The 23,750-nt window shown below is 71.6% G+C and carries 21 protein-coding genes and 1 riboswitch; of the genes, 11 read left to right on the top strand and 10 right to left on the bottom strand.

Annotation, left to right across the window (positions count from 1 at the left end; translation table 11 throughout):
- Window positions 1-7 precede the first annotated feature (7 nt).
- Both AB0I32_RS19330 and AB0I32_RS19325 read right to left on the bottom strand, forming a co-directional pair.
- Window positions 8-976 carry a hypothetical protein gene (locus AB0I32_RS19330; protein ID WP_357508893.1) on the bottom strand — a complete coding sequence of 323 codons (969 nt, stop codon included), beginning with the start codon at window positions 974-976 and terminating at the stop codon, window positions 8-10.
- Window positions 973-1,920 carry a sulfotransferase gene (locus AB0I32_RS19325; RefSeq protein ID WP_357508928.1) on the bottom strand — a complete coding sequence of 316 codons (948 nt, stop codon included), beginning with the start codon at window positions 1,918-1,920 and terminating at the stop codon, window positions 973-975. The genes AB0I32_RS19330 and AB0I32_RS19325 overlap by 4 nt, the downstream gene beginning before the upstream one ends.
- 196 nt (window positions 1,921-2,116) lie before the next feature.
- Here AB0I32_RS19325 and AB0I32_RS19320 point away from each other — a divergent pair, with 196 nt between their 5' ends.
- The 8 genes from AB0I32_RS19320 to AB0I32_RS19285 all read left to right on the top strand — a co-directional run bounded on the left by AB0I32_RS19320 (window position 2,117) and on the right by AB0I32_RS19285 (window position 12,201).
- A complete protein-coding gene (locus tag AB0I32_RS19320; protein WP_357508891.1) occupies window positions 2,117-4,201 on the top strand; it encodes an acyltransferase family protein in 2,085 nt (694 codons plus the stop codon).
- 70 nt (window positions 4,202-4,271) lie between these two features.
- On the top strand, window positions 4,272-5,324 hold the full coding sequence (locus AB0I32_RS19315) for a polysaccharide pyruvyl transferase family protein (protein ID WP_357508889.1): 1,053 nt from the start codon (window positions 4,272-4,274) through the stop codon (window positions 5,322-5,324).
- Window positions 5,324-6,217 (top strand): hypothetical protein, encoded by an 894-nt coding sequence (locus AB0I32_RS19310; RefSeq protein WP_357508887.1) that lies wholly within the window; start codon window positions 5,324-5,326, stop codon window positions 6,215-6,217. Before AB0I32_RS19315 ends, AB0I32_RS19310 begins: the two co-directional genes overlap by 1 nt.
- Window positions 6,214-6,993 carry a polysaccharide pyruvyl transferase family protein gene (locus AB0I32_RS19305; RefSeq protein ID WP_357508885.1) on the top strand — a complete coding sequence of 260 codons (780 nt, stop codon included), beginning with the start codon at window positions 6,214-6,216 and terminating at the stop codon, window positions 6,991-6,993. Before AB0I32_RS19310 ends, AB0I32_RS19305 begins: the two co-directional genes overlap by 4 nt.
- Before the next feature lie 74 nt (window positions 6,994-7,067).
- Window positions 7,068-7,901 (top strand): CAP domain-containing protein, encoded by an 834-nt coding sequence (locus AB0I32_RS19300; RefSeq protein WP_357508883.1) that lies wholly within the window; start codon window positions 7,068-7,070, stop codon window positions 7,899-7,901.
- 87 nt (window positions 7,902-7,988) lie between these two features.
- Window positions 7,989-8,525 (top strand): CAP domain-containing protein, encoded by a 537-nt coding sequence (locus AB0I32_RS19295; RefSeq protein ID WP_357508881.1) that lies wholly within the window; start codon window positions 7,989-7,991, stop codon window positions 8,523-8,525.
- 102 nt (window positions 8,526-8,627) lie between these two features.
- The gene (locus AB0I32_RS19290) at window positions 8,628-10,718 is read left to right on the top strand and encodes an acyltransferase family protein (RefSeq protein WP_357508879.1); all 2,091 of its coding nucleotides are present in this window, start codon (window positions 8,628-8,630) and stop codon (window positions 10,716-10,718) included.
- A 19-nt stretch (window positions 10,719-10,737) separates the two neighbouring features.
- Window positions 10,738-12,201: an NCS2 family permease gene (locus AB0I32_RS19285; RefSeq protein ID WP_357508877.1), complete on the top strand. Its 1,464-nt coding sequence runs from the start codon at window positions 10,738-10,740 to the stop codon at window positions 12,199-12,201.
- A gap of 117 nt (window positions 12,202-12,318) precedes the next feature.
- Here the strand turns inward: AB0I32_RS19285 and AB0I32_RS19280 are convergent, their stop codons facing one another.
- The 4 genes from AB0I32_RS19280 to serC form a co-directional block, all read right to left on the bottom strand.
- On the bottom strand, window positions 12,319-13,623 hold the full coding sequence (locus tag AB0I32_RS19280) for an MFS transporter (RefSeq protein WP_357508875.1): 1,305 nt from the start codon (window positions 13,621-13,623) through the stop codon (window positions 12,319-12,321).
- Entirely contained in the window at window positions 13,620-14,063 is a 444-nt protein-coding gene (locus AB0I32_RS19275) for a MarR family transcriptional regulator (protein ID WP_357508873.1), read from the bottom strand. Before AB0I32_RS19275 ends, AB0I32_RS19280 begins: the two co-directional genes overlap by 4 nt.
- A 143-nt stretch (window positions 14,064-14,206) precedes the next feature.
- Entirely contained in the window at window positions 14,207-15,058 is an 852-nt protein-coding gene (locus tag AB0I32_RS19270; RefSeq protein WP_357508871.1) for an MHYT domain-containing protein, read from the bottom strand.
- Between the two features lie 118 nt (window positions 15,059-15,176).
- On the bottom strand, window positions 15,177-16,286 hold the full coding sequence (serC, locus tag AB0I32_RS19265; protein WP_357508869.1) for a phosphoserine transaminase: 1,110 nt from the start codon (window positions 16,284-16,286) through the stop codon (window positions 15,177-15,179).
- Window positions 16,287-16,369: 83 nt separating this feature from the next.
- On the opposite strand from serC, the gene AB0I32_RS19260 reads away from it, so the two are divergent.
- The 3 genes from AB0I32_RS19260 (at window position 16,370) to AB0I32_RS19250 (ending at window position 19,430) form a co-directional block, all read left to right on the top strand.
- Window positions 16,370-17,086, top strand: a complete 717-nt coding sequence (locus AB0I32_RS19260) for a metal-dependent transcriptional regulator (RefSeq protein ID WP_357508867.1) — start codon at window positions 16,370-16,372, stop codon at window positions 17,084-17,086.
- Window positions 17,087-17,258: 172 nt separating this feature from the next.
- Window positions 17,259-17,450: riboswitch (cyclic di-AMP (ydaO/yuaA leader) on the top strand.
- 50 nt (window positions 17,451-17,500) lie between these two features.
- A complete protein-coding gene (locus AB0I32_RS19255; RefSeq protein ID WP_357508865.1) occupies window positions 17,501-18,247 on the top strand; it encodes an NlpC/P60 family protein in 747 nt (248 codons plus the stop codon).
- A gap of 214 nt (window positions 18,248-18,461) precedes the next feature.
- On the top strand, window positions 18,462-19,430 hold the full coding sequence (locus AB0I32_RS19250) for a universal stress protein (protein WP_357508863.1): 969 nt from the start codon (window positions 18,462-18,464) through the stop codon (window positions 19,428-19,430).
- Between the two features lie 105 nt (window positions 19,431-19,535).
- On the opposite strand, the gene AB0I32_RS19245 is transcribed toward AB0I32_RS19250, so the two are convergent.
- The 4 genes from AB0I32_RS19245 to AB0I32_RS19230 form a co-directional block, all read right to left on the bottom strand.
- The gene (locus tag AB0I32_RS19245; protein ID WP_357508926.1) at window positions 19,536-20,780 is read right to left on the bottom strand and encodes an aminotransferase class I/II-fold pyridoxal phosphate-dependent enzyme; all 1,245 of its coding nucleotides are present in this window, start codon (window positions 20,778-20,780) and stop codon (window positions 19,536-19,538) included.
- Between the two features lie 46 nt (window positions 20,781-20,826).
- Window positions 20,827-22,413, bottom strand: coding sequence for an ornithine--oxo-acid transaminase (rocD, locus tag AB0I32_RS19240; RefSeq protein ID WP_357508861.1), 1,587 nt, complete (start codon window positions 22,411-22,413; stop codon window positions 20,827-20,829).
- A gap of 68 nt (window positions 22,414-22,481) precedes the next feature.
- Complete coding sequence (locus AB0I32_RS19235) at window positions 22,482-23,264, bottom strand: hypothetical protein (RefSeq protein ID WP_357508859.1); 783 nt, start codon at window positions 23,262-23,264, stop codon at window positions 22,482-22,484.
- A gap of 1 nt (window position 23,265) precedes the next feature.
- Window positions 23,266-23,748, bottom strand: coding sequence for an OsmC family protein (locus AB0I32_RS19230; RefSeq protein WP_357508857.1), 483 nt, complete (start codon window positions 23,746-23,748; stop codon window positions 23,266-23,268).
- Between the last annotated feature and the right edge of the window lie 2 nt (window positions 23,749-23,750).

Raw genomic sequence — 23,750 nt, 5'->3', positions numbered from 1 at the left:
GACTACCTCAGCGGTGTCGGCCCGCGGCGTGCGACGTCCCCCAGAGCATCCCCGCGACGCTCTGCCGCATACGGGGCGGCACCACGTCGGCCGGCACCATGCGCGCGATCCGCCGCGCCGGCGACGCGGCGACCTTGCGGTGGACGTACGGGTAGAGGGCACGGAGCCGGTCGAACTCGGCGCGGGTCCCGGCGTCGTCGTGCCCGGGGAGGGAGTCGAGCGCGGCCCACGTGTCGTCGGCCAGCGCGCGCAGCGGCGCGGGCACGGGCACGTCCTGCCAGGTGGCGGCGACGTGGTGCAGCGAAGGGTCGACGAAGGCGTTCGCCCGGGCCACCGCTGCCGCGTCGTCCGGGCGGACCATCGGCAGGCCGAGAGCCGCCGCCGCGGCGAACACCGGCTCGTCCCAGCGGCGGACCAGGTCGCCGTAACGCACGAAGGCACGGGGAGTCGCGCGGGTGGTGAGCTCGGTCCCGAGCATCAGGTTGATCCACCCCGACACCCGGTCGACCAGCCCCCCGCCCTTGTAGAAGGCGGCCCTGCTGCCCGCCACCTCCGCGGGCGGGCGCAGCATCGTGATGCACGACGTCGCGGCCCCCGCCGACACGGCGGCCTCCTGCCAGAGCTCGAAGAACCAGAGCAGCCGCGGATCCTTGATGACGAGGTTCCCGTGCTGTCGGACCTGGGCGGTGAGCCACTCCTGGATCTGGCCGCGCGCGTCCCCTTCGACGCTCGCCCGGTCGACGAGGTGCCATGCGATGGGCCGCGCGTCCGACGTCTGGACGTCTGCCGCCCGCAGCATGCCGTTGTGGAAGTCCACCACCCACTGCGGCTCGGAGAAGCCGCGTGGGGCGGAGGCGTCCGACGCGACCTCCGGTCCCGGTACGTGCAGCCCGAACTCGCGCAGCACCCCGGTGAGCATGCTCGTGCCGCTGCGGCCGGAGCCGGTGACGTAGACGACGCGGACAGGGGCGCTCACCGGCGGTCAGCCGCCAGGATCACCGGTGTGCCGTGCACGACGGGGGCCCACCCGGCCGCCTCGTCCAGCGCGTTCAGGTCGTACCCGTGCGCGCGGATCCGGTCCCCGAGGTGCTCGTTGACGACGTTGCGGTAGCGGGGGAGCAGTGCTGCGTCGGTGACGTCGCGGAGCAGGTCGGCGCGGGGCGTCCCGCGCCGCGACCCGAGGTTCCCGACATGGCTCCGGACCCGTCCGGCCAGCTCCGCCCGCCCGCCGGTCCGCCACAGCTCGGCGTAGCGGTTGCTGCGCCCGGCGTCGACGGCGCCGATCGCGGCGGTGTCGATCTCGATGCCCAGGAACGTGGCCACCCGGCCGAGCTCGACCGCCGGCTCGCGCATCAGGTGCTCGTACCGCACCACGAGCAGGTTCTCGATGTGCAGCGCGTCCTCCGCGAAGACGTCGTGCGCGTGCACCCAGTGCTCGACGAGCCGGGGGAAGCCGTAGGTGAACCGCCCCCGGGTGCTCGTGGCCCACTTGCGCACGGCCAGCGCCTGCACGATGGGGTGCCGCGTCACGACGATGAAGCGAGACCTCGGGAAGATCTCCTGGAAATAGCGCATCTTCGTCAGGTTGGGCGGCGACTTCTCGACGAGCACCGTGGCGTCGAGGTCCCAGTAGGGCGACCAGCTCGCCCAGAGTCGCGCCCCGGCGTCGGGCACGCGGCGTGCGTCCTCCTCGGTGAGGTGCGCCTGCGGGTGAAACGACCATTCGGACGTATTGCCCAGGCCGGCAACATAGGTGTCCTGTATATGCTGACCTTCGTCCATCACGGCGCCCGTTCCGGTCAGTCCGGAAGCGTCGGGGCTCGCGCTGATTATTCGTGCGAGAAGGGCGGTTCCGCTGCGATGAAGGCCACCGACAAAGGTGATGCGACGGTCGTACCAGGGCGTGCTGCTCGTGCGCATACCGGACATCGGGAAACCTAAGCTGGTCGGCTGGAATGGGGTTCGCTGGTGCCCCGCAAAAATATGCGAGGAATGTGCCGCGTGCGACCCGAATCGTCCGGTCGCCGCGTCATTCCGAACTGCAGGACGGCAGCTGTCACCCCAGGATGGTGCCGCACCGCCACACGGGCATATCACGGGGGAAAAGGAAATGGCAGTGAGCGTGGCTCGGCCTGCTCTATCAGCTCGGACGGCATCGGCCGGGGTACCGGAGCGGGGCCCGACGGGCTTCCGCGCGGACGTCCAGGGGCTCCGGGCGGTAGCGGTCCTCGCGGTCGTCGCCGACCACGTGATCGGCTGGCCGCGGGGCGGGTTCGTCGGTGTCGACGTGTTCTTCGTGTTCTCCGGGTTCCTCATCACCGGGCTCCTGCTGCGGGAGTACGAGCGCACCGGCACCATCTCGTTCTCCGCCTTCTACGTGCGCCGGGCCAAGCGGATCCTGCCTGCGGCGGTCCTCGTCCTGCTGGTCACGGTTTGTGCATCGGCCGCCCTGCTGGGCACCGAGCGGTTCCGGAGCGTCGTGAGCGACGCGCTCTTCTCCTTCCTCTTCGTCGGCAACTGGCACTTCGCGCGCGAGGGCGTCGACTACTTCCAGGAGTCGCTGCCGCCGTCCCCGCTCCAGCACTACTGGTCGCTGGGGGTCGAGGAGCAGTTCTACCTGGTCTGGCCGTGGCTCCTGCTGGGGTTGCTGGTCGTCGGCGCGCGGCACCCGGGCTGGCGGCGCGGGCACGCACGCGCGGTCGCGGGGGTGGCGGTCGCCGTGCTCTGCCTGCTCTCCCTGGCCTGGGGCCTGGCCGAGACGACGGCGCAGCCCACCTGGGCGTACTTCACCACGTCGTCGCGGGCCTGGGAGCTGGGCGCCGGCGCGCTCGTCGCCGTCCTGTCGACGCGGCTGAGCATCAGCTCGGGGCGCGTGCGTTCGGCGCTCGCCTGGCTCGGGCTGGCCGGGATCGCCGCGGCGATCCTGGTGACGCCGGAGGGCGAGGGCTTCCCCGTGCCCTGGGCGCTGCTACCCGTGCTGTCCACGGCGCTCGTGATCGCGGCGGGCGTGGGCGGTCCGGTGGCGCTCTGGCCGCTCACGCACCGCGTGGGTCAGTACGTCGGCGAGATCTCCTACAGCCTGTACCTCTGGCACTTTCCGGTGGCGGTCCTGCTGCTCGCCTTCGTGCCGCAGGGTTCGGCGGTCTACCTCGTGCTCGCGCTCGGGCTCACGTTCGTGCTGTCGGCGGCGTCGTACCGCTGGCTCGAGGCGCCCGCCCGCCGCGCCGCGTGGTTCCGGCGCTGCGGCCCTCGCGCCCGGCTCGCGCCGCGGGCGGGGTGGTACCGGTACGCGACGGCGTGCGTCGTCGTCGTGCTGCTCGGGGCAGGGGGCAACGCGGCGGCCAGGGCGGCCGCCCCGCCCCGGCTCGCGATGCCCGACGTCGTCCTGGCTGGCAGCACCGCCGCCGACCCGTCCGACTGCGTGGGGGCGGCCGCGCTCGACCCGCGGCACGACTGCGCCCTGAACACGGGGACCGCCGTCGCGCCCGACCCGGCCGGCGCCTCGTACGACACCGGAGGGGCCTTCGGCTGCTACTCGTACCAGGGCGAGCCCATGAAGACCTGCACGTTCGGCAGCGACCGGCCGACAGCGACCCGCGTAGCGGTGGTCGGCGACAGCCACGCCGCGCAGCTCGTGCCGATGCTGCGGCCCCAGCTCGACGCCGCCGGCTGGCGGGTCGACACCTACGTGGGCAACGGCTGCCGGTGGCGCCTCGTGGAGCGCGACCCGCTGTGCCCCGGCCTGCCGAAGATCCAGGAGGCGCTCGAGCGAGGCGGGTACGACGTCGTCGTGACGACGTCCTCCCGGGCCCACGGCGAGGTGGCGCGCGAGGACTACGTCGCCGCCATGGCGCCCGTCGCCCGGGGCGGTACCCGGGTGGTCGTCCTGGAGGACAACCCCGACGCCTCCGCCGGCTCCACGCGCTGTGTGGCGGCGGTGACCTTCGCCGTGGAGGACGGCTGCGGGACACCGGCCGGCAGCGCGCTCGCCGCACCCGACCTGCTCGCCGCGGCGGCCCGCGACGTACCGGGGGCGCACGTGGTGGACCTGACCGACCTGTACTGCGCGGCGGGCGAGTGCCCGTCGGTGATCGGGAACGTGGTGGTCTACCGCGACACCGGCGGGCACATCACCGGGACCTGGGCCAGGACCCTCGGACCGTACGCCGTGGAGCGGATCCAGGCGGCGCTGCGGGGGTGACCTGCTCCGACCTGCGGTATCGGATCGCTGCGCCCATGATGGTCTCGACCGCGAGCCAGGGGGACACGGGATGATGCGTCCGGAGGACGGTGCGTACCTCGCGGGGCTGCGCTCCGCTACCACCACCGTGCTGGCCGACACCATCGGCCCGGGCCCGGTAGCGCTCCTCGACGCGCCCAACCAGCGCAACGTCGGCGACTCGCTCATCTGGGCCGGTGAGCTGGCGTACCTCAGGCGCCTGGGCATCGAGATCCGGCACGTGAGCGACCTGCGCGGCTATCTGGCGGCGGACGTCCGCGCGGCCATGCCCACCGGCACGATCCTGATCCACGGCGGCGGCAACTTCGGCGACCTGTGGCTCGGGCACCAGGAGCACCGGGAACGCATAGTGCAGGACTTTCCCGGCCACAAGATCGTCCAGCTGCCCCAGTCGGTCTGGTTCCGGTCCGAGCGCCGCGCGGCCGAGGCCGACCGCATCATCGGCGCCCATCAAGACTTCACGCTCCTGGTCCGGGACACCCCGTCGCAGGCGCGGGCCGCCGAACAGCTGCCCAGCGTCCGCGCGGCGTACTGCCACGACATGGCCCTGGGCTGGGAGCCGCCGTTCTTCGACCAGCTCGCTGGCAGCTCGCGGCGCATGCTCGTGCTCGCCCGCGCCGACAAGGAGAACGCCTCGGGGCTCCAGGACGTCACGCCGGACTGGGCGCCAGGCCTGGTCGCCGACCGCACCGACTGGCGGCCCGACGCCGCCGCCGACTGGCGCCACAAGGCGGCACGGCTCGTCGCGACCCTCAGCCACCAGCGCGCCCGGGTGGGCCGCCGGATGCCGCTGCCTGCGCTCGGCGCCGCGAACAGGCCGGTCGCCGCGGCGCTCGCGGCGATCAACACGGTGAACATCGACAGCGGGGTGCTGCTCTTCGCGCCCGCCCGCGGCGCCGTCGTCGACCGCCTGCACGCGCACGTCATGGCCACGCTGCTGGGCATCGAGCACATCCTGCTGGACAACAGCTACGGCAAGCTGCGCGCGATCTACGACGACTACACGGGCAAGTTCAGCACCGCCCACCAGGTGTCCGGCCTCGACGAGGCACGCGAGCTCGCTGCCCGGCTCTGGGGAACCTGATGCTCGCGTTCGTGACGTCGCTGCGCCACCCGCACAACTCAGCGGACTACGGCCGAGTGGAGGAGCTGCTGCGGCTCACGCTCAGGTCGCTGACGGCGCAGACCAGCGACGACTACCTGGTGTTCGTGGTCGGCAACCGCGCGCCGCGGATCGAGCCCGGGCCGGCAGAGCGCGTGCGGTTCGTGCCCGTCGACTTCGCGGCGCCGGAGGCGGCGGACGGCCCGCACGCCGCCCGGTCGCAGTTCGTCCGGGACAAGGGCAGCAAGATCGGCGTCGGGCTGCTGGCCGCGCGGCCTTACGCGCCGGACCACGTGATGATCGTCGACGCCGACGACTTCGTGCACCGCGACCTCGCGGAGTTCACCGCGCGGCACCGTGACCACCCCGGCTGGGTGGTCGACCAGGGCTGGGTGTACTCGCGGGCCCGGTCCGTCTACCGGCGTCAGCCCGACTTCCACCGGACGTGCGGCAGCAGCTTCGTCGTCCCGTTCGACGCGTACGGCGTACCCGGCCACCTCGACGAGACCGCCACGCAGGACGAGGTCCTCGCGGGGTTCGGCGACCGGGTCGAGAACGTCATGGGCGCGCACCGGCACGCGCTCGAGTGGTACGCCCGCCACCAGGGGAGGGTGCTCGAACCCCTGCCGTTCCGCGGCGCCGTCTACCACGTGGACACGGGGGAGAACCACTCGGGCAAGGGGCTGCGCGGGCTCGCCAGGCCGCTCGACCCGGAGTTCGCCGCGCGGTTCGGCCTCCCGCCGGCCCGCCGGACGACCGCGGCGCTGTGGTCCGCCGTCGGGCCACGGGCGGCGGTCGAGACGGCGCTGTCGGTGGGCCGCCGGGCGCTCGGACCGGTGGTCCGCCGAGCGCTGACGGCCGGGGGACGCGCGTGACCGTCGAGGTGGTGCACTGGAACCCCAGGCGGCCGGTGGTGCCAGGGAAGCTCGGCAGGCTCGTCCCCGTCCGGCGCCGGGTCAACAACTTCGGCGACCTGATCGGCCCTGCGCTCGTCGAGCGCATCCTCGCCGCCCGCGGCATCGATCCGGCGGGCGGCGGCGCCCGCAGGCTGCTCACGGTCGGCTCGATCCTGCACCTGGCCGCGCCAGGCGACGTCGTCTGGGGCTCCGGGATCAACGGCAAGGAGGCACACCTGCCGCCCGGCCTGGGGCTGGACGTGCGCGCCGTCCGGGGGCCCCTCACGCACCGGCTCCTGCGCGAGGCGGGGATCGAGGCGCCCCGCGTCTTCGGCGACCCGGCGCTGCTCTGGAGCCGGTTCTGGCCCCGGGAGAGCTACGCCGACGGCGAGCGGCGGGCCGTCGGGTTCGTGCCCAACCTGCACGACTGGGCGCGGCACCGCGACGACCCCCGGACGATCGCGCCGCAGGGCGACCTGCCCGCGATCGCCGGGCAGATCGCCCGGTGCGACCTCGTGGTCGCGACGTCCCTGCACGGCATAGTGCTCGCCGAGTCGTTCGGCATCCCCGCCCGGCTGGTCCCGCCGTCGGCCGAGCCGATGCACAAGTACCACGACTACTACGCGGGGACCGGGCGCGACGAGTTCCGCGTCGCGGCCTCCGTCGACGAGGCGGTGGAGCTGGGCGGTGTCCGCCCACCCGAGTGGGACGGCGACGCCCTGCTGGCGGCTTTTCCGCTCGACCTGTGGGCGTGAACCGGGCTCCTGCCCGCTCTCGGTAGCTTTCGGGGCATTCCGTACGGTAGCGATCGCCGGTATTGTCCGAACTCGTGTCCCCAGCGCGCTGTACGACGTCGTCCGCGTCCCGGCCAGGGCCTGCCCTGCGCGGGGCAGTCGCCCGCGCGGTCCTTGGCGTCGCGGTGGCCGCCTGCCTGACGGCGTGCGCGGGGCTCCTCGACCCCGGCGCCGAGCCGATGCCCGCGCCGGGGATCGCACCCGGGGTGGTCGCCGAGGCGGTGCCCGTCCGGCTGGCGCCCGATCCGCAGCCCTCCTCGGTGGGACCGATCAGGGGGAAGCACACCCAGGAGGCCGCCGCGGTGGACGTGCAGCCAGCGCCGAGCGGTTCGGCGTCGCGCGGCGCGGACCGTACGCCGGTCCCCGGGGCGGACGACGGTGGGGGAGCCGGCGACACCGGGGGAGGCGGTTCCGGCGGGACCGGCGACGGAACGGGCGGGACCGGCGGTGGCGGGACCGGTGGGGGCGCAGGCGGCGGCGAGCCGGACCTGACTGACGCCGTGCAGTACGCGGCGGCCCTGGAGGACGCGGTCAACGGCCATCGCAGCGCCAACGGCCTGGCCGCCCTGGCGCACGACGCGTGTGCCTACGACGTCGCGCTCGAGCGGGCAGAGGCGCTGATCGGCAAGGAGCTGGCGCACGCGCCGCTCGAGCCGATCTTCGAGACCTGCCCCACCTCGGCGGTCGCGGAGAACCTGGCCAAGGGCGGGTGGTCACCACCCGAGGCGGCACAGGGCTGGATGGACTCAGAGGGGCACCGCGCCAACATCCTGAACGGCGACCTGACCAGGGGCGCCGTCGCCTGTGTGCCCGACGGCGGGGACCCCGCCGCGCCCGTCATGATCTGCGCCCACGTGTTCCTGGACTGAGCCCTGAGGTGGCGACAGGACCTCGGCGGACGAGCGGCGCGGCGCCTCGGCTTGTGTGCTCGGGCAGCGCGGTGTCGAATCGACCCCGTGCCCCGCGCCCTGACCCGCCTCGGGATCCCGTTCCTGCTCACCGCCGCGCTGCTGACCGCCTGTACGACGGGGCCGTCCGGCGACCCCTGGGGTACCGAGGCGACGCCCGGTCCCTCGCCGACCTGGACGCCGTCCGGCAGCGTGGACCTGAGCGACCCGGAGCAGTACGCGGCAGCCCTGGAGGAAGGCGTGAACGCGGCACGTGCCCAGCGGGACGTACCGCCGGTGGAGCACGACGAGTGCCTCGCCGCCGTGGCCGTCGAGCGGGCCGGTGCGCTGATCGGTGCGCCGAAGCTCGTCCATGCGCCGTTGGAGCCCGTGCAGGAGAGCTGCCCCGGTGGCGCGTTCGCGGCGGAGAACCTCAGCCGCACCGACCAGCCGCCGCAGGACGTCGTGCAGGCCTGGATCGACTCGCCGTCGCACCGGGAGAACCTCGTGGACCCCGAGCTGCTGCGCGGCGCGATCGGGTGCGTCAGGGCCGGCGGCACGACCGCGGCACCCCTGCTGACGTGCTCTCACGTATTCCTCGGTTGAGCCGCAGCTCTCCTCACATCCTCCTCGATACCCGGTCAGGGTGACCTTGGTGTGCCAGTTATGGTGAGCGGCGCACCCGTCCGGAACGACCGCAGGAGAAAAATGGCGCAGGCGACGACCACCGCCGTCGAGCGACCCACCGGACCGGCTCCGGAGCCGCGCGGGCCGGGTATCGACACGGCTGTTGCCGCCCCGGGCGCCGGCCACCCGTTCCGCACGGACATCAACGGGCTGCGGGCGGTCGCCGTGCTCGCCGTCGTGGTCTTCCACGCGGGGATCGCGATCCCCGGCGGCTTCACGGGCGTCGACATCTTCTACGTGATCTCCGGCTACCTGATCAGCTCGCTGCTGCTGCGCGAGGTGGACCGGAGCGGGAGCGTCGACCTCGTCGAGTTCTGGACCCGCCGCATGCGGCGCCTCGTGCCCGCGCTCGCGCTGGTCGTGACGGTCACGCTGCTCGCGAGCGTCCTGGTCCTGTCGCCGCTGGTCTGGGGGCGCCTCGCCTGGCACGCCGCGTCGGCGATGCTGTTCGTCTCCAACCTGCTGTTCCCGTACCAGGGGCAGGACTACTTCTCCGACGCCGTCACCCCGAGCCCCTACCTGCACACCTGGTCGCTCGGCATCGAGGAACAGTTCTACATCTTCTGGCCGCTGCTCATCCTGCTGGCGGTCGCCGTGGCCCGCCGTACCCGCGTGCCTGCCCGCCGCATGCTGCAGCTCCTGTTCGCCGGAACGTTCGTCCTGTCGCTCGGGACCTCCGTCTGGATGACGGCGGCCGCCCCCGACTGGGCGTTCTACGTGCTGCCGACCCGCGCCTGGGAGTTCGCCGGCGCCGCGCTCGTCGCGACCCTGCCCTGGGGCCGGCTCGCCGAGCTCTCCCGGATGCGGGCGCGACTGGTCCGGGCCCTGCTCGGCACCGCAGGGGTCCTGCTGCTGGCGCTCTCGTTCGTGTTCGTGCACGAGACCGACCCGTTCCCCGGCACCGTGGCCCTGCTCCCCGTGGGCGGCGCGCTGCTGGTGCTCGCCGCAGGCAGCATCCCCGCGGACGGCACCTGGGTGGACCGGGTGCTCGGCCTGCCGGTGCTGCAGCGGATCGGCGACGTCTCCTACTCCTGGTACCTCTGGCACTGGCCGTTCGTGGTGCTCACCACCGCGGTGGTGCAGGACGACGCGATCTGGATCAAGGTGCTCGCCACGCTCGCCGCGCTCGGCGCCGCCGTCGCCACGTACCGCTGGGTCGAGAACCCCGTCCGGTTCAGCGGGGCCATGCGGTCGTGGCGCCGCACCGCCGCGGTGACCCTCGTCATCGGCCTCGCCGTCGGCACCCTCACCGTCGGCACGCGGGTGGCCACCGGAGCCGTGCTGCGGCAGGAGCCGTACGCCACCGCCGTAGCCGCCGGCGCCGAGCCCGAACCGTACGGGTGCACGACGACCATCAACACGACGTCGGGCGTCGAGGTGTGCCTGCTCGGCGACGTCTCCGCCACCACCACCGTGCTCCTCCTCGGCGACTCGCACGCCATGCACTGGCTCCCCGCGTTCGACGCCGCGGCGGCCGACGCCGGCCTGCGCCTCGCCGTCCGCTGGCGGCACGGCTGCCCCGCGGCCCGGGTCGACGTCGAGCAGCCCGCCGAACGCGGGTCGTGCGCCGACTTCCAGGCCGAGTCCCTACGGGTCGTCGACGAGCTGCGGCCCGACGCCGTCGTCGTCAGCCAGGCGCAGATCTACGCCGACCGGATGCAGCACGCCGACGGCAGCCGGATGACGCGTGACGAGGCGCTCGCCGCCTGGACCAGCGCGAACGACGAGCTGTTCGCCCACCTCGTCGCCGCGACCCCCGCCGTGGTGGCGGTCAAGGACAACCCCCGGCTCGACGTCGACCCGCTCGACTGCCTCACCCGACCGCTGCCCGGGCTCGGCGACTGCAGCATGTCGCGCGCAGAGGCCGAGAGCTCGAACGGCGACCTCCCCCGGATCAGCGCCGGGATCTGGAGGAAGTACGGTGTTCCCACCTGGGACGGCGTCTGGTCACAGACGTGCGACGCGAACAGCTGCGGCGTCGGCGACACCGACCACCCCGTCTACCGGGACTACCACCATCTCAGCAGCGACTACGTGCTGACCCAGGTGCGGTCGGTGGAGCAGATGCTCAGGACCGCGGTCAGCGGCACGTCGTCGGGCACCATCGGGTAACGAAGGGCAACATCGGACCATGGCTCACGACCAGGCCCAGGCGCGGGGCGCCATCGACCGGTTCTTCAAGATCAGCGAACGCGGGTCCACGGTATGGACGGAGGTGCGCGGCGGGCTCGTCACCTTCTTCACGATGAGCTACATCGTCGTGCTGAACCCGCTCATCCTGGGCAACGTGCCCGACGGGACCGGCCAGTTCCTCGGCGGCGGCTCCTCGGGCGGCGACCTTGCCGCGATCGCCGCGGCGACCGCACTGGTCGCCGGCGTCATGTCCATCCTCATGGGCGTGGTCGCGAACTTCCCGCTGGCGCTCGCGGCGGGGCTCGGCCTGAACGCCGTCGTCGCCTTCTCCGTGGCGGCACTGCCCGGCATGACCTGGGCCGACGCCATGGGCATCGTGGTGCTGGAGGGCCTGGTCATCCTGATCCTGGTCGTCACGGGCTTCCGGGAGGCCGTGTTCCGGGCCGTGCCGCGCGAGCTCAAGATCGCGATCAGCGTGGGCATCGGCCTGTTCATCACGTTCATCGGCGTCTACGACGCCGGCTTCGTGCGCATCCCCGCCTCGCTGGCGACGCCCACGGAGCTCGGCATGGGCGGCTCCCTCGGCGCCTGGCCGCTGTTCGTGTTCGCGTTCGGTGTGCTGCTGGCCGCCGTCCTCATGGTGCGCAAGGTGCGTGGCGGCATCCTCATCGCGATCGCCGCCTCGACCGTGCTCGCCGTCGTCATCGAGGCCGTGGCGCAGATCGGCAGGCGCACCGAGGACAACCCGGGTGGCTGGTCGCTCAACGTCCCGGCGCTGCCCGACTCGGTGGTGGCCCTGCCCGACTTCTCGCTCATCGGCCAGTTCTCGCTGTTCGGTTCGTTCGAGAAGATCGGCCCGATCGCCGTCATCCTGCTGGTGTTCACGCTCCTCATCGCCGACTTCTTCGACACGATGGGCACGATGGTCGCCATCGGTGGCGAGGCCGGGCTGCTCGACGAGAAGGGCAACCCGCCGCGCACCACCCAGATCCTGATCGTCGACTCGATCGCCGCGTCCGCGGGCGGCATGGGCTCGGTGTCGTCCAACACGGCGTACGTCGAGTCGGCGTCCGGCGTGGGCGACGGCGCCCGCACCGGTCTCGCCGCCGTCACGACGGGCGTGGCGTTCCTGCTGACGACCTTCCTGGCCCCGCTCGTCACCATGGTGCCGCACGAGGCGGCCACGCCCGCGCTGGTGATCGTCGGGTTCCTCATGGTCGTCCAGGTGACGGGCATCGACTGGAAGAACCTCGAGGTCGCGATCCCCGCGTTCCTCACGATGGTGCTGATGCCGTTCGCGTACTCGATCACGGTGGGCATCGGGGCGGGTGTGATCTCGTACGTCCTGCTCAAGGTCGCCGTCGGCAAGGTGCGTGCCGTGCACCCGCTGCTGTGGGTAGCGGCGGCCCTCTTCGTCGTCTACTTCCTCCTCGGCCCGATCCGCGCTGCGGTAGGCATCTGACCCGCTGACCTGCTGCGCGGGTCATCGAATGCACGCTTCTACCCAGTGATCGGGCCCGAACTCAGTGCGAGTCCGGGCCCGACCACTGGGTGCGCGCGCGTCGGTCGACGTCCGGCGTCAGGCAGCCAGGGCCTGGCGGGTCGGGTCCGGCTCTACGTCCGGGTAGGTCACCTGGAGGTACGGGCGCGGGATGCGGTGCGAGCGGGAGAGCCGGGCGCGCACGCGCACGTGCCACGTCCGGTACGCCCACACGGTCGCGGCCAGGGCCACCAGCAGGGTCGCCACGGCGCCGATCAGCACGGCGTACCGCGGGCCGAACGTCTCGCCGACCCAGCCCACCACCGGGGAGCCGAGGGGCGTGGTGCCGAGCACCACCAGCACGTATATCGACATGACCCGGCCGCGCAGCTCCGGGGCCACCGACAGCTGGATCGCCGCGTTGGCCGAGGTCAGCATCGTCAGGGACGCGAAGCCGACCGGGATGCACATCAGCAGGTAGCCGAGGTAGGTCGGCATGACCGCCTGGATCCCCATGGCTATCGCGAACGCGAACGCGGCACCCAGCACGAGCCGCACGCGCGGCCGTTCCCGTCGGGCGGCCAGGAGCGCCCCCGCGAGCGAGCCGATCGCGAGGACCGAGCCGAGGATCCCGTACTCGCTCGCGCCCCGGCCGAACTCGACGCGCGCCATCATGGCCGACGTCAGCTGGAAGTTCAGGCCGAACGTGGAGACAACGCCCATGACGACCATGATCACGACGATGTCGCTGCGGCCGCGGATGTAGGCGAGACCCTCGCGGATCTGCCCCTTGGCGCGTGAGGCGACCGGCAGGGCGTGCAGGTCGCGCATCCGGGTGAGCGAGATGATGACGGCGCCGAACGCGATGCCGTTGATGACGAACACCCAGCCGGTGCCGACAGCGGCGATGAGCAGACCCGCCACAGCCGGCCCGATGAGCCGGGCGGCGTTGAAGTTCGTCGAGTTGAGGCCGACGGCGTTCGCGAGCCGCTTGGTCGGCACGAGCTGGGCGACGAACGTCTGCCGCACGGGGCCGTCGATCGCGCTCACGATGCCCAGCAGGGTCGCGAACACGTAGACGTGCCACAGCTCGGCCGCGCCGGACAGCACCAGCGCACCGAGCCCGAGGCCCAGGACGCCCATGCCCCCCTGCGTCAGCATCAGGAGCTTGCGGCGGTCCACGCGGTCGGCGAGGAGGCCGGCCCACGCGGACAGGAAGATGTGGGGGATGAACTGCAGTGCGGTGACGATGCCGACGGCGACACCGGAGTTGTTGGTGAGGACGGTCAGCACGACCCAGTCCTGCGCCACGCGCTGCATCCAGGTGCCGATGTTGGCGACGAGAGCGCTGGCGAACCAAAGGCGATAGTTGCGGTACTTCAGACTGGCGAAAGTTGCGCTCATCGAGCGGCGATCCGGATCAGGAGCTCGCTGGCTCCTGCAAGGATCTCTCTCTCCTCTCCGGTAAGGGTGGACAGCTGTTTGGTGAGCCAGGCGTCACGGCGACGCCGGGTCTCGGCGACCTCACGCGAGCCCGCTGCGGTGAGCCGGACGACCACCTGCCGGCGGTCCGTCGCGTGCTCCACCTTCTCGACGAGACCGAGCTCGGCGAGGGTGTTCACGGCGCGGGTCATCGACGGCGGCCGGACGCGCTCGTGCTCGGCGAGGGAACCAGGGGACATCTCGCCGTGCTTGTGCAGCACGGTCAGGATGCCGAACTGGCCCTCGGGGAGGTCGGCCTCACCGCGCTCTGCGCGCAGGCGGCGGGAGATGCGGGTCAGGGCGACGCGGAGGTCGCCCCCGACTGTGGCCGGGCTTCGGCTGGATCTGCGGGAGCTCGACACCGCACCAGTCTAGATCATTAGCCTTGCTAACGGTACGTGGGTGTCGTCACACCTCGTCCGCGAAGTAGAGCGCCTGTCCGAGTCTCCCCGGCGACAACCGGGGAGACTCGGACAGGCGCTCTACTTCGCGGGCCTGCCGAGGGTCAGAGCGCGCGGTGCGTCTGCGCGAACTGAGCCGGACCCGGCTGCAGGTCCTGCTGGACGTTCTCGAACCGCTGGCCCTGCTCGCTGTGCGCCTTGAGCCGGTTCTCGAACTCGGCCTGGGTGCGCAGCTCGTCCTCGGTGGGCCAGAGGCCGATGCCGAGGATGAGCAGGAACGTCACGACGCTCACCGCCATGACGAGCGGCACGAGCAGCTGCATCGTCGAGGCGCCGGCGGGAACGTTGTTGATCGGGTTGATCACGGAGACCCCGGCCATCCCGGTGTAGTGCATGCCGGTCACGGCAAGCCCCATCACCAGGGTGGCCACGATCGTGGCGAGCGTGCCGCGGATGTGCACCGTGCACCACAGTGCCGCGGTGGCCGCCACGACGGCGATGACGATCGAGGCGATGACGTAGACCGGGTTGTAGACGACCTCCGCCGACATCTCCATCGCTTCCATGCCCATGTAGTGCATGGCTGCGACGCCGGCACCCGCGAGGGCGCCACCGACGAGCATCGCAGGGAGCTTGCGCTTGCCCAGCTCCGTGATGAAGAGGCCCGCACCCACGACGACGATGGCGATCGCCGCGCTCAGGAGGGTCTCGGGAATGTTGTATCTGATGGTCACGCCGGACGCGGAGAACCCCAGCATGGCGACGAAGTGCATCACCCAGATGCCGGTACCGCCCAGGGCGATGGCGCCGAACACGAGCCACGCCGCGCGCGTGCCGCCCGATGCTGCTCGGGCGCGAGACGTGCACGCAAGGCCCGTCGCTGCGCCGGTACACGAGATCGCGTACGCCAGCAGCGGCGTCACGATCCCGAAGGTGAAGTGGTCGATCACTGGCATGGTGTTGAACAGCCCCTCGAATGGTTCCCTAGGATGCCGAAACGTTACAGAGTCCCCACGGCTCGGACAATAGGCTGAACTCCCCGTCCAAGGGATATTGCGGACGTGATCGTGCTGGTCAGACTGTTTCGACGACGTAGTCGACGCAGGCCGTGAGCGCCGCGACGTCGTCCGGGTCGACCGCGGGGAACATGCCCACCCGGAGCTGGTTGCGCCCCAGCTTGCGGTACGCGAACACGTCCTGCACGCCGTTGGCGGCCAGCTCGGAGATCACCCGTCCCGCGTCGATCTCCTCGGCGAGGTCGATGGTGCCGACCACAGCGGATCGCTCCTCGGGGCGCGCGACGAACGGCGTCGCCCACTCCCGCGACTCGGCCCAGGAGTAGAGGATCTCGGCGGAGGTCGCGCAGCGCTTCGCGGACCACTCGAGCCCGCCCTGGTCGATCAGCCACTCGACCTGGTCGGCCAGGAGCAGCAGCGTCGCGACGGCCGGCGTGTTGAGCGTCTGGTCCTGGCGCGAGTTCTCGATCGCGGTCGTGAGCGACAGGATCTCCGGCACCCAGCGGCCCGAGCCCTCGACGCGTGCGGCCCGCTCGACGGCCGCGGGGGACAGGACGGCGAGCCACAGGCCGCCGTCCGCGGCGAAGGCCTTCTGCGGGGCGAAGTAGTAGGCGTCGGTCTGGCTCAGGTCGACGGGCAGGGCCCCGGCCCCGGACGTCGCGTCGGTGAGCACGACGGCGCCGTCCGGCCCCGACGGGCGCAGCACCGGCGCCATCGCGCCTGTGGAGGTCTCGTTGTGCGGGGTGGCGTACGTGTCGACGTCGTCGGCGGGCTCGAGGTAGGCGACGGCGCCCGGCTCCACCGAGATCACCTGGGAGGGCTCGAGGAACGGGGCGCGCGCCGTTGCGGCGGCGAACTTGCCGCCGAACTCGCCGAACGCGGCGTGCTGCACCTTGCGCTCCACGAGGCACAGCGTGGCGACGTCCCAGAACGCCGTGGCCCCGCCGTTGCCGAGCGCCACCTCGTAGCCGTCGGGCGCGCCGAGCAGCTCCGTGACACCCTCACGAATACGGTGCACCAGGTTCTTCACGGGCGCCCGCCGGTGTGACGTGCCGAGCACGTGCGCGTTCGCGACGAGATGATCCACCTGTTCCGGGCGCACCTTGGAGGGGCCGGAGCCGAATCGGCCGTCGGCGGGCAGCAGGTGTGGCGGGATTGTCAGTGGCACAGAACTAGACTAGAACCTGGGCCGACGCCCGGGCCGCACGTGTCCAGGGCGACTGGGCGGCTGTGCGCATGACGGGAGCTGACGTGACGGATCTGATCGACACCACCGAGATGTATCTCAAGACGATCTACGAGCTCGACGAGGAGGGCATCACGCCCCTGCGTGCGCGCATCGCGGAACGGCTGGGGCACTCCGGACCGACGGTGTCGCAGACCGTCGCCCGCATGGAGCGCGACGGCCTCGTGATCGTGACGGGCGACCGGCACCTCGAGCTTACGGAGCTGGGACACGACAAGGCGATGCGCGTGATGCGCAAGCACCGCCTCGCGGAGCGGCTGCTGACCGACGTCATCAAGCTCGACTGGGAGCACGTGCACGTCGAGGCCTGCCGCTGGGAGCACGTGATGAGCGACCTGGTGGAGAAGCGCCTTGTCGGCCTGCTCGACCACCCGCACCACGACCCGTACGGCAACCCGATCCCCGGGCTGTCGGAGCTCGGCGAGGAATACACCGACGTGCCGTTCCTGACCGGTGTGATCTCGTTGCCCGCCGCGTTCGAGGCGGCGGCGAAGAAGGGCGTCAAGGGCGAGCCGCTCGCGGCGTCGCTCACCCGCATCGCGGAGCCGCTGCAGACGGACATCGAGCTGCTCGCTCGCCTGTCCGAGGCCGGCCTGGTGCCCGGCTCCCGCATCACGGCTGAGCACAGCGGCGGGACCTTCACGGTGGCCGTCGACGGCGCGGGTACGGCGCTCGAGCTCGGCGAGGACGTGGCCCGCCACCTCTTCGTCGCGACGGTCTGATCGGACCCCTCGCGGGCCTCTCGGTCGTCCAGCTGTCGTCGGATTGACGTCCCCTTTGTCTGAAAAGCGAAACCCCTCGTGCGACACGCCCTGGCAGTCGTTGCCGGAACGTGACATCGAGGGTGAGGTCCGGTACGTTCGGACCGCTCCCACGGAGTTATTCGTGGGGGTCCTCGGACGGACGCCGAACTCTGTCACCGGCCGGGGCCCCAAGACGACCGCATGACAGAGGCGGGGGACCCACCAATGGGCGCCAGGGTGCGTCCTCGGGGTGAAGCTGGGTATTCCTTCGGGATGCTCGGCCGGGTGATTTCTCCCACCCGAACCCGACAGCTGACCTCGAAGGCGTTCAAGGAGAGGTACTACGTGACTGCACGTACGACTCGCGCTCGCCATCGGGCTGCGCGACGACCAGTGACTCCGTTCACCGAACTTGCTCAGAACGCCGCAGTAGGCCGCCGCACCGCGGTCGCAGCCGCTGGTGGCGCGCTCCTCGTCTCGACCTTCGGTGGCGCGCTGGTCGCTCAGGCGGCTCCGGTGGAGACCGGCCACGCGAAGATGAACTCGGTCGACCTCAACGCGCTGGCGACGCAGGCCCGTGAGGCGCTGTCGAACGCACCCGTCGTGTCGGTCGCACCCGACGCAGAGCTCAACGTCGAGAAGTCCGCGGTCTCCGTGGTCTCGGCCGCCGAGAACGAGGACTACCAGGCAGAGCTCGCCGCGAACGAGGCGGAGGAGGCGGCTGAGGCTGCCGCCGCCGAGGCTGCTGAGGCCGCCGAGGCAGCCGCCAGCGCCGTCTCCAGCTCGGTCGACATCCCCGCGTCGGCGATCGGCAACTCCGTGATCTCGATCGCGAGCCGCTACATCGGCGTGCCGTACGTCTCCGGTGGCTCCAGCCCGAGCGGTATGGACTGCTCCGGCTTCACCAAGTACGTCTACGGGCAGCTCGGCATCAACCTGCCGCACTCGTCGTCGTCGCAGGCCAGCTACGGCACCCAGGTGCCGGCGTCCGAGGCTCAGCCGGGCGACCTGATGTGGACCCCCGGGCACGTCTCGATCTACGCCGGTGGCAACACGATGATCGACGCGTCCAAGCCGGGCACCGTCGTCGACTTCCGCACCATCTGGCAGTCGAACCCCACGTTCATCCGCCTGGGCTGATCCCAGCCGCGTAGTACCGCACCGCAGAGATCCGCGAAGTAGAGCGCCTGTCCGAAATTCCCTGGTGTCACCAGGGAGACCCGGACAGGCGCTCTACTTCGCGGATCTCTGCTTTGCCTTCGTTCTGCAGTCTTTTTGCCTCTGGTTACCCATAACGCGCGTGCCGCCGGTAGCGTTGGAGTGCAATGGTGCTTGGGCGAAGAGAGGTCTTGCGATGACGCGATCCGAGGTCGTGCTGGTCGGGGTGGACGGGTCGGCCGCGAGCCTGCACGCGCTGGACTGGGCCACCGCCTACGCGCACCGCGTGGGCTGGGCGCTGCACATCGTCTGCAGCTATTCGCTGCCGTCCTTCACGGCCGCGTCGCTCGACGGCGGATACGCCGCCCTCGACGACACGACCATCCAGGAGGGTGCCAAGTCGGTCCTCACCGAGGCGGAGGCGCGCGTGGCGGACGCCGGGGTGCGCGCCACGACCGAGGTCGCGACCGGCGACGCCGCGGGCGTGCTCGTGGAGCTGTCCGGCGACTACGGGCTGGCCGTCGTCGGTACGCGCGGCCGTGGCGGGTTCACCGAGCGGCTGCTGGGCACCGTGTCGTCCGCGCTGCCCGCGCACGCGCGGTGCCCCGTCGTCGTGGTCCCGTTGCGCGCCGAGGCGAACAGGGGTGTCTCCTGGACCGTGCAGGGCTCCGCGTCGGGAGCGGACGCCGAGACGAGCACGACGGCGCCAGGGGCGGCCGAGATCCGGGAGGTGCGCCGGATCGTCGTCGGCGTGGACGGGTCGCCGCAGGCCGAGCGGGCGCTGCAGCACGCGATCCTGCAGGCGAACGCGTGGGGGGCGGAGCTGACCGCCGTCACCGGCGTGCCCGTGGGGAACAGCGGGATGCTCGCGTGGCTGCCGTCCAACATCGACCGTGAGCAGGTGCTCGCCGACATCGGGGCCGGCATGGACGTCCTGGTCGACAAGTACGAGGCACAGAACCCCGGCCTGCGGATCCGGCGGATCGTGCTGGACGGTACCGGCGCGGAGCTGCTGACGGAGTTCTCGACGGCGTCGGACCTGGTGGTTCTGGGGTCACGCGGCCGAGGCGGGTTCCGCGGGCTGCTGCTGGGCTCCACGAGCCAGGCGGTGCTGCACCACGCGGCATGCCCGGTGCTCGTGGTCAACAAGCACTGCACGGACTGACCACGCCGCACCGCCGAAGTAGAACTGCGGCGAAGGAGAACCCCAGCGAAGCGGGTTGCCGCTCGCTGGGGTTCTCCTTCGCCGTCGTTCTCCTTCGCGGTGGTTCTATTTCGAGGCCGCCTCCGCGGCGGCCAGGAGGACGCAGGTCGCCACGCCGTCCATCGCCGTGCGGACCTCGTCCAGCGGGGGCATCGACGGGGCCAGGCGCACGTTCTTGTTCTCCGGGTCCTTGCCGTACGGGTGGGTGGCGCCCGCAGGCGTCAGCGCGATCCCCGCCTCCTTGGCGAGCTGCACCACGCGGGACGCGGTACCCGGAGCGACGTCGAGCGACACGAAGTAGCCGCCCTTGGGCTCCGTCCACGACGCGATGCCGTACCCGCCCAGGCGCTCGTTCAGGATCTGTGCCACTGCCTCGAACTTGGGCGCCAGGATCTCGCGGTGCTTGCGCATGTGCTCGCGCACGCCGTCGGCCGAGCCGAAGAACAGCGCGTGCCGCAGGTGGTTGATCTTGTCCGGGCCGATCGAGGCCGCCGACAGGTGCTTCTTGTACCAGGCGATGTTGGCCGGCGAGCTGGCGAGGAAGGAGACGCCCGCACCGGCGAACGTGACCTTGGACGTCGAGGCGAACAGGATCACGCGGTCCGGGTTCCCGGCCTCCGCGGCCAGCGCGATGGCGTTCGGGCTGGTCACCTCGTCGTCGGTCAGGTGGTGCACCGCGTACGCGTTGTCCCACAGGATGCGGAAGTCCGGAGCCGCGGCGGGCATCGAGACCAGCGCGCGGGCGACGTCCTCGGTGATGACCGCGCCGTCCGGGTTCGAGTAGGTGGGGACCACCCACATGCCCTTGATGGTGGGGTCCTCGGCGACGAGCGCGGCAACGGCCGCGGCGTCGGGCCCGTCCGGCGTCATCGGCACCGGGATCATCTCGATGCCGAGCGCCTCGCAGATCGTGAAGTGGCGGTCGTAGCCCGGCACCGAGCAGATCCAGCGCACCTTCTCCTCGCGCGCCCACGGCTTCGGGGACTCGGGGAAACCGAACAGCTCGGCGTACGCGACGACGTCGTGCATGGTCGTGAGCGAGGCGTTGCCGCCGGCGAGGAGCTGCTCGACCGGCACGTCCAGCAGCTCGGCGAAGATACGCCGGATCGCGAGCCCGCCGTCGAGTCCGCCGTAGTTGCGGGCATCGGTGCCCGTGTCGTCGGCGTGCACGCCGACGCCGGGCAGGGCCAGCATCGGCTCGGCGAGGTCGAGCTGCTCGGCCGACGGCTTGCCACGCGTGAGATCCAGCTTCAGGTTCTTGGCCTGAAGCTCGGCGTAGGCCTGCTGAAGCTCGGGGAGCGCCGGGAGCATGACGGTGGGGGACGACGTCGTAGTGGTCACCTCCCGGAGCCTACGCTCAGCCGGCGGTCGGTGACAGTTCGGAGCGTTCGTCGTTGCCTTCCGTTGCGGCCCTGTCCTCGACGACGTCGGCCGGATCAACGGCTGGGGAGGCGGGCGTTTCGGTCTCCGCGGCAGCGTCCTCGGCCTGGGCCGTGGCGTCAGTGGCGTCCGGCACCTGGTCCGCTACGTCGTCGGCACCGGCGGCCTCGCCGGGGTCTTCACCCAGGTCCTCGCCCGGCTCCTCGGCGGAGATGTCGTCCGTCGCGTCGTCCGCTGCCTCGTCCGCTGCAGTGTCTGTTGCCGTGTCTGCTGCCGTAGCCGGTGCAGCGTCCGCCGACTCCTCGGCTGCCGCGTTCGCCATCTCGTTGGCGGCGGCAGCGGAGTGCTCACCACGGAGCGCGACCAGGGACTCCTCGAGGATGTCCAGCGCCATCTCCAGCTCGGGCTGGACGATCGACAGCGGCGGGGACAGGCGGACCGTCTCGGTACGCGCGTCCTTGGCGAGGACGCCGCGCTCCAGCAGCGCCTCGCAGAGCTCGCGCCCGGTGCCGAGCGCGGGGTCCAGGTCGATGCCCGCCCACAGCCCGATGGTGCGGGCCTCGGCCAGCAGACCCCGTTCGACGAGGGCCTCGAGTCGTTCCGTGAGCACCTTGCCCGACGCCGCCGCGCGGGCCTGGTACTGACCCGTCGAGAGCAGGTCGAGTGCCGCGATGCCGACGGCGCACGCCAGCGGGTTGCCGCCGAACGTCGAGCCGTGCGTGCCAGGGGTCAGGACGCCGAGGATCTCCGGCTTGCCGACCACCGCCGAGACCGGGATGATCCCGCCGCCCAGCGCCTTGCCCAGGCAGACCAGGTCGGGCTGCACGTCCCAGAGCTCACAGGCCAGGGTGGTGCCGGTGCGGCCCAGCCCCGACTGGACCTCGTCGGCCACCAGGGCGATGTCCTGCTTGGCGGTGAGCTCTCGCAGGCCGGGCCAGAAATCGTCCGGTGGCACCACGACACCGGCCTCGCCCTGCACCGGCTCCATCAGGACGGCCACCGTGGTGTCGTCGACGGCGGCGGCCACGGCGTCCAGGTCGCCGAACGGAACCCGCCGGAACCCCGGGGCGAAGGGTCCGAACCCGTCGCGCGCGGTCGGGTTGTCGGAGAGGCCGACGAGGGTGGTGGTGCGGCCGTGGAAGTTGCCGGCGGCGACGATGATCGTCGCCTCGTCCTCCGGCACGCCCCGCACGTCATGACCCCACTTGCGGACCGCCTTGACCGCGGTCTCGACGGCTTCCGCGCCGGTGTTCATCGGCACCACGAGGCTGTCCTCGCCGCCGGTCGTCAGCACCCCCACCACCTCGACGAGCCGCTGGGCGAACTCCTCCAGCCGGTCATGGTCGAACGCACGGGACGTGAGCGTGACCTGGCGCAGCTGCGTCATCGCCGCGGCTACGAGGCCTTGGTGCAGGTGCCCGAAGTTCAGGGCCGAGTACCCCGACAAGAAGTCGAGGAACTCGTTGCCGTCCGTGTCCCATACGTGCGTACCGTGCGCCCGCGCGATAGTGATCGGCAGTGGGTGGTACGTCGGGGCGAGTGCGCCGTGGGTCGTGTCCGCCATGACCCGCAGCCTAGGGCGGGTCATGGCATCCCGCCGAGCAGATGCGTATATGGGTTGCCCAGCCGTGCCTACTTCTGCTCGATGACCCGGGGGAAGTGCTCCGGAGGTGCGCCGAACGCGACGCGGGACTGGGCGATCACGGTGTGTCCGAGGGCGCGTGCGCCGACCCAGCCGACGATCGCGCCGACGCCGAACGGCAGGATGCGCCCCAGCAGCAGGCTGCCCTGCTTGGCGATCTGCTTCTGGATGAACCGGTGCGTGAGCGCCTTGTTCACCTTGTGCAGCGTGGTGCGCGGCATGCTCGTGAGCAGCACCTTGCCCCAGGCGACGCCCGAACCGCCGATGGCGTTCTCGACGTCCTGTGCACCCTGGTCACCGAGCACCGTGGCCAGCAGCAGTGCCCGGCGGCGCGGGACGTCCTGGACCTCGATGCCGTGCACGTCCGCCACCGCGAGGGAGAACGCGGCCGACGAGGCGAAGAACGTCGCGACGTCGCTCGTGGACAGCGCGACGCTCGCCGCCGTGCCGACGGCCGGGATCGCCGCGGCCGCGCCGACCGCGGTGCCCGTCGTCTGGATCACCCGCATGTACTCCTTCTCCAGGAGCTTGATGACCTCTGCCGGGCTGGCGTCGGGGTTGCGCGCCCGCACCTTGTCCACGTGCTTGTGGATGCTCGTCGACGGGATGGTCACCGCCTTGTCGACCAGGTGGTCGAGCGGGCTGTCGGGCTTGTAGTGGACCCAGTCCGCCGGTGTGACCTCGACGCCGTTGTCCGGCTTCAGTACCGCGTCGCCGGGAGTGGGCTTGTTGTCGGACTCCGGTGCCGTCAGCTTCTGCTTGTCGTCGACCATGTCAGTCCTCCGTCGGCTGCTCGAACTGCGCGTTCGGGATCTGGGCGCCCGCCTTGAGCGTGCGGCCCACCGTGCATGCCTTGTCGATCGACCGCTGCGCGATGGTGAGGAGCTTCGCGCGGTCCTCGTCGTCGAGCATGGACAGGTCGATCTCGAACTTCTCCGTGAGCACCGGGTACCGGTCCTCGGCCATGTCCTTCGGGTCCTCGACCCGGATGGTGGTCTTGTAGTCGTCGCCGAGCCGGCGCGCGAACGCCCTGTCGCTGCTCATCCCGGCGCACGCCGCGAGGGCGACCTTCATCAGCTCACCCGGCGTGAACACGGCACCCGCCTCGGCCGGACCGATCTCGACGCGCGCACCGCGGGCCGAGAAGCCCGTGTAGGTGCGGATGCCGTTGCGCTCCACCCAGAGCGGGTCGGTGGGCGATGGGGTCACGGCGTCTGCGGCGCTCGTGGCGCTCGAGGTGGTGATCTGCTCCGTCATGA

The sequence above is a fragment of the Promicromonospora sp. NPDC050249 genome, assembly GCF_040656015.1.
In the GTDB taxonomy this organism is placed as follows: domain Bacteria; phylum Actinomycetota; class Actinomycetes; order Actinomycetales; family Cellulomonadaceae; genus Promicromonospora.
This window is presented reverse-complemented; position numbering and strand designations above follow the sequence as displayed.

What these genes read in the sequence shown, in the direction of transcription:
- AB0I32_RS19325 (WP_357508928.1), bottom strand. Translation starts at nt 1,920, where the DNA reads ATGCGCACGAGCAGCACGCCCTGGTACGACCGTCGCATCACCTTTGTC.
- AB0I32_RS19285 (WP_357508877.1), top strand. Translation starts at nt 10,738, where the DNA reads ATGGCTCACGACCAGGCCCAGGCGCGGGGCGCCATCGACCGGTTCTTC.
- rocD (WP_357508861.1), bottom strand. Translation starts at nt 22,413, where the DNA reads ATGGCGGACACGACCCACGGCGCACTCGCCCCGACGTACCACCCACTG.
- AB0I32_RS19270 (WP_357508871.1), bottom strand. Translation starts at nt 15,058, where the DNA reads ATGCCAGTGATCGACCACTTCACCTTCGGGATCGTGACGCCGCTGCTG.
- AB0I32_RS19250 (WP_357508863.1), top strand. Translation starts at nt 18,462, where the DNA reads ATGACGCGATCCGAGGTCGTGCTGGTCGGGGTGGACGGGTCGGCCGCG.
- AB0I32_RS19315 (WP_357508889.1), top strand. Translation starts at nt 4,272, where the DNA reads ATGATGCGTCCGGAGGACGGTGCGTACCTCGCGGGGCTGCGCTCCGCT.
- AB0I32_RS19245 (WP_357508926.1), bottom strand. Translation starts at nt 20,780, where the DNA reads ATGCTCCCGGCGCTCCCCGAGCTTCAGCAGGCCTACGCCGAGCTTCAG.
- AB0I32_RS19230 (WP_357508857.1), bottom strand. Translation starts at nt 23,748, where the DNA reads ATGACGGAGCAGATCACCACCTCGAGCGCCACGAGCGCCGCAGACGCC.
- AB0I32_RS19235 (WP_357508859.1), bottom strand. Translation starts at nt 23,264, where the DNA reads ATGGTCGACGACAAGCAGAAGCTGACGGCACCGGAGTCCGACAACAAG.
- AB0I32_RS19280 (WP_357508875.1), bottom strand. Translation starts at nt 13,623, where the DNA reads ATGAGCGCAACTTTCGCCAGTCTGAAGTACCGCAACTATCGCCTTTGG.
- AB0I32_RS19310 (WP_357508887.1), top strand. Translation starts at nt 5,324, where the DNA reads ATGCTCGCGTTCGTGACGTCGCTGCGCCACCCGCACAACTCAGCGGAC.
- AB0I32_RS19290 (WP_357508879.1), top strand. Translation starts at nt 8,628, where the DNA reads ATGGCGCAGGCGACGACCACCGCCGTCGAGCGACCCACCGGACCGGCT.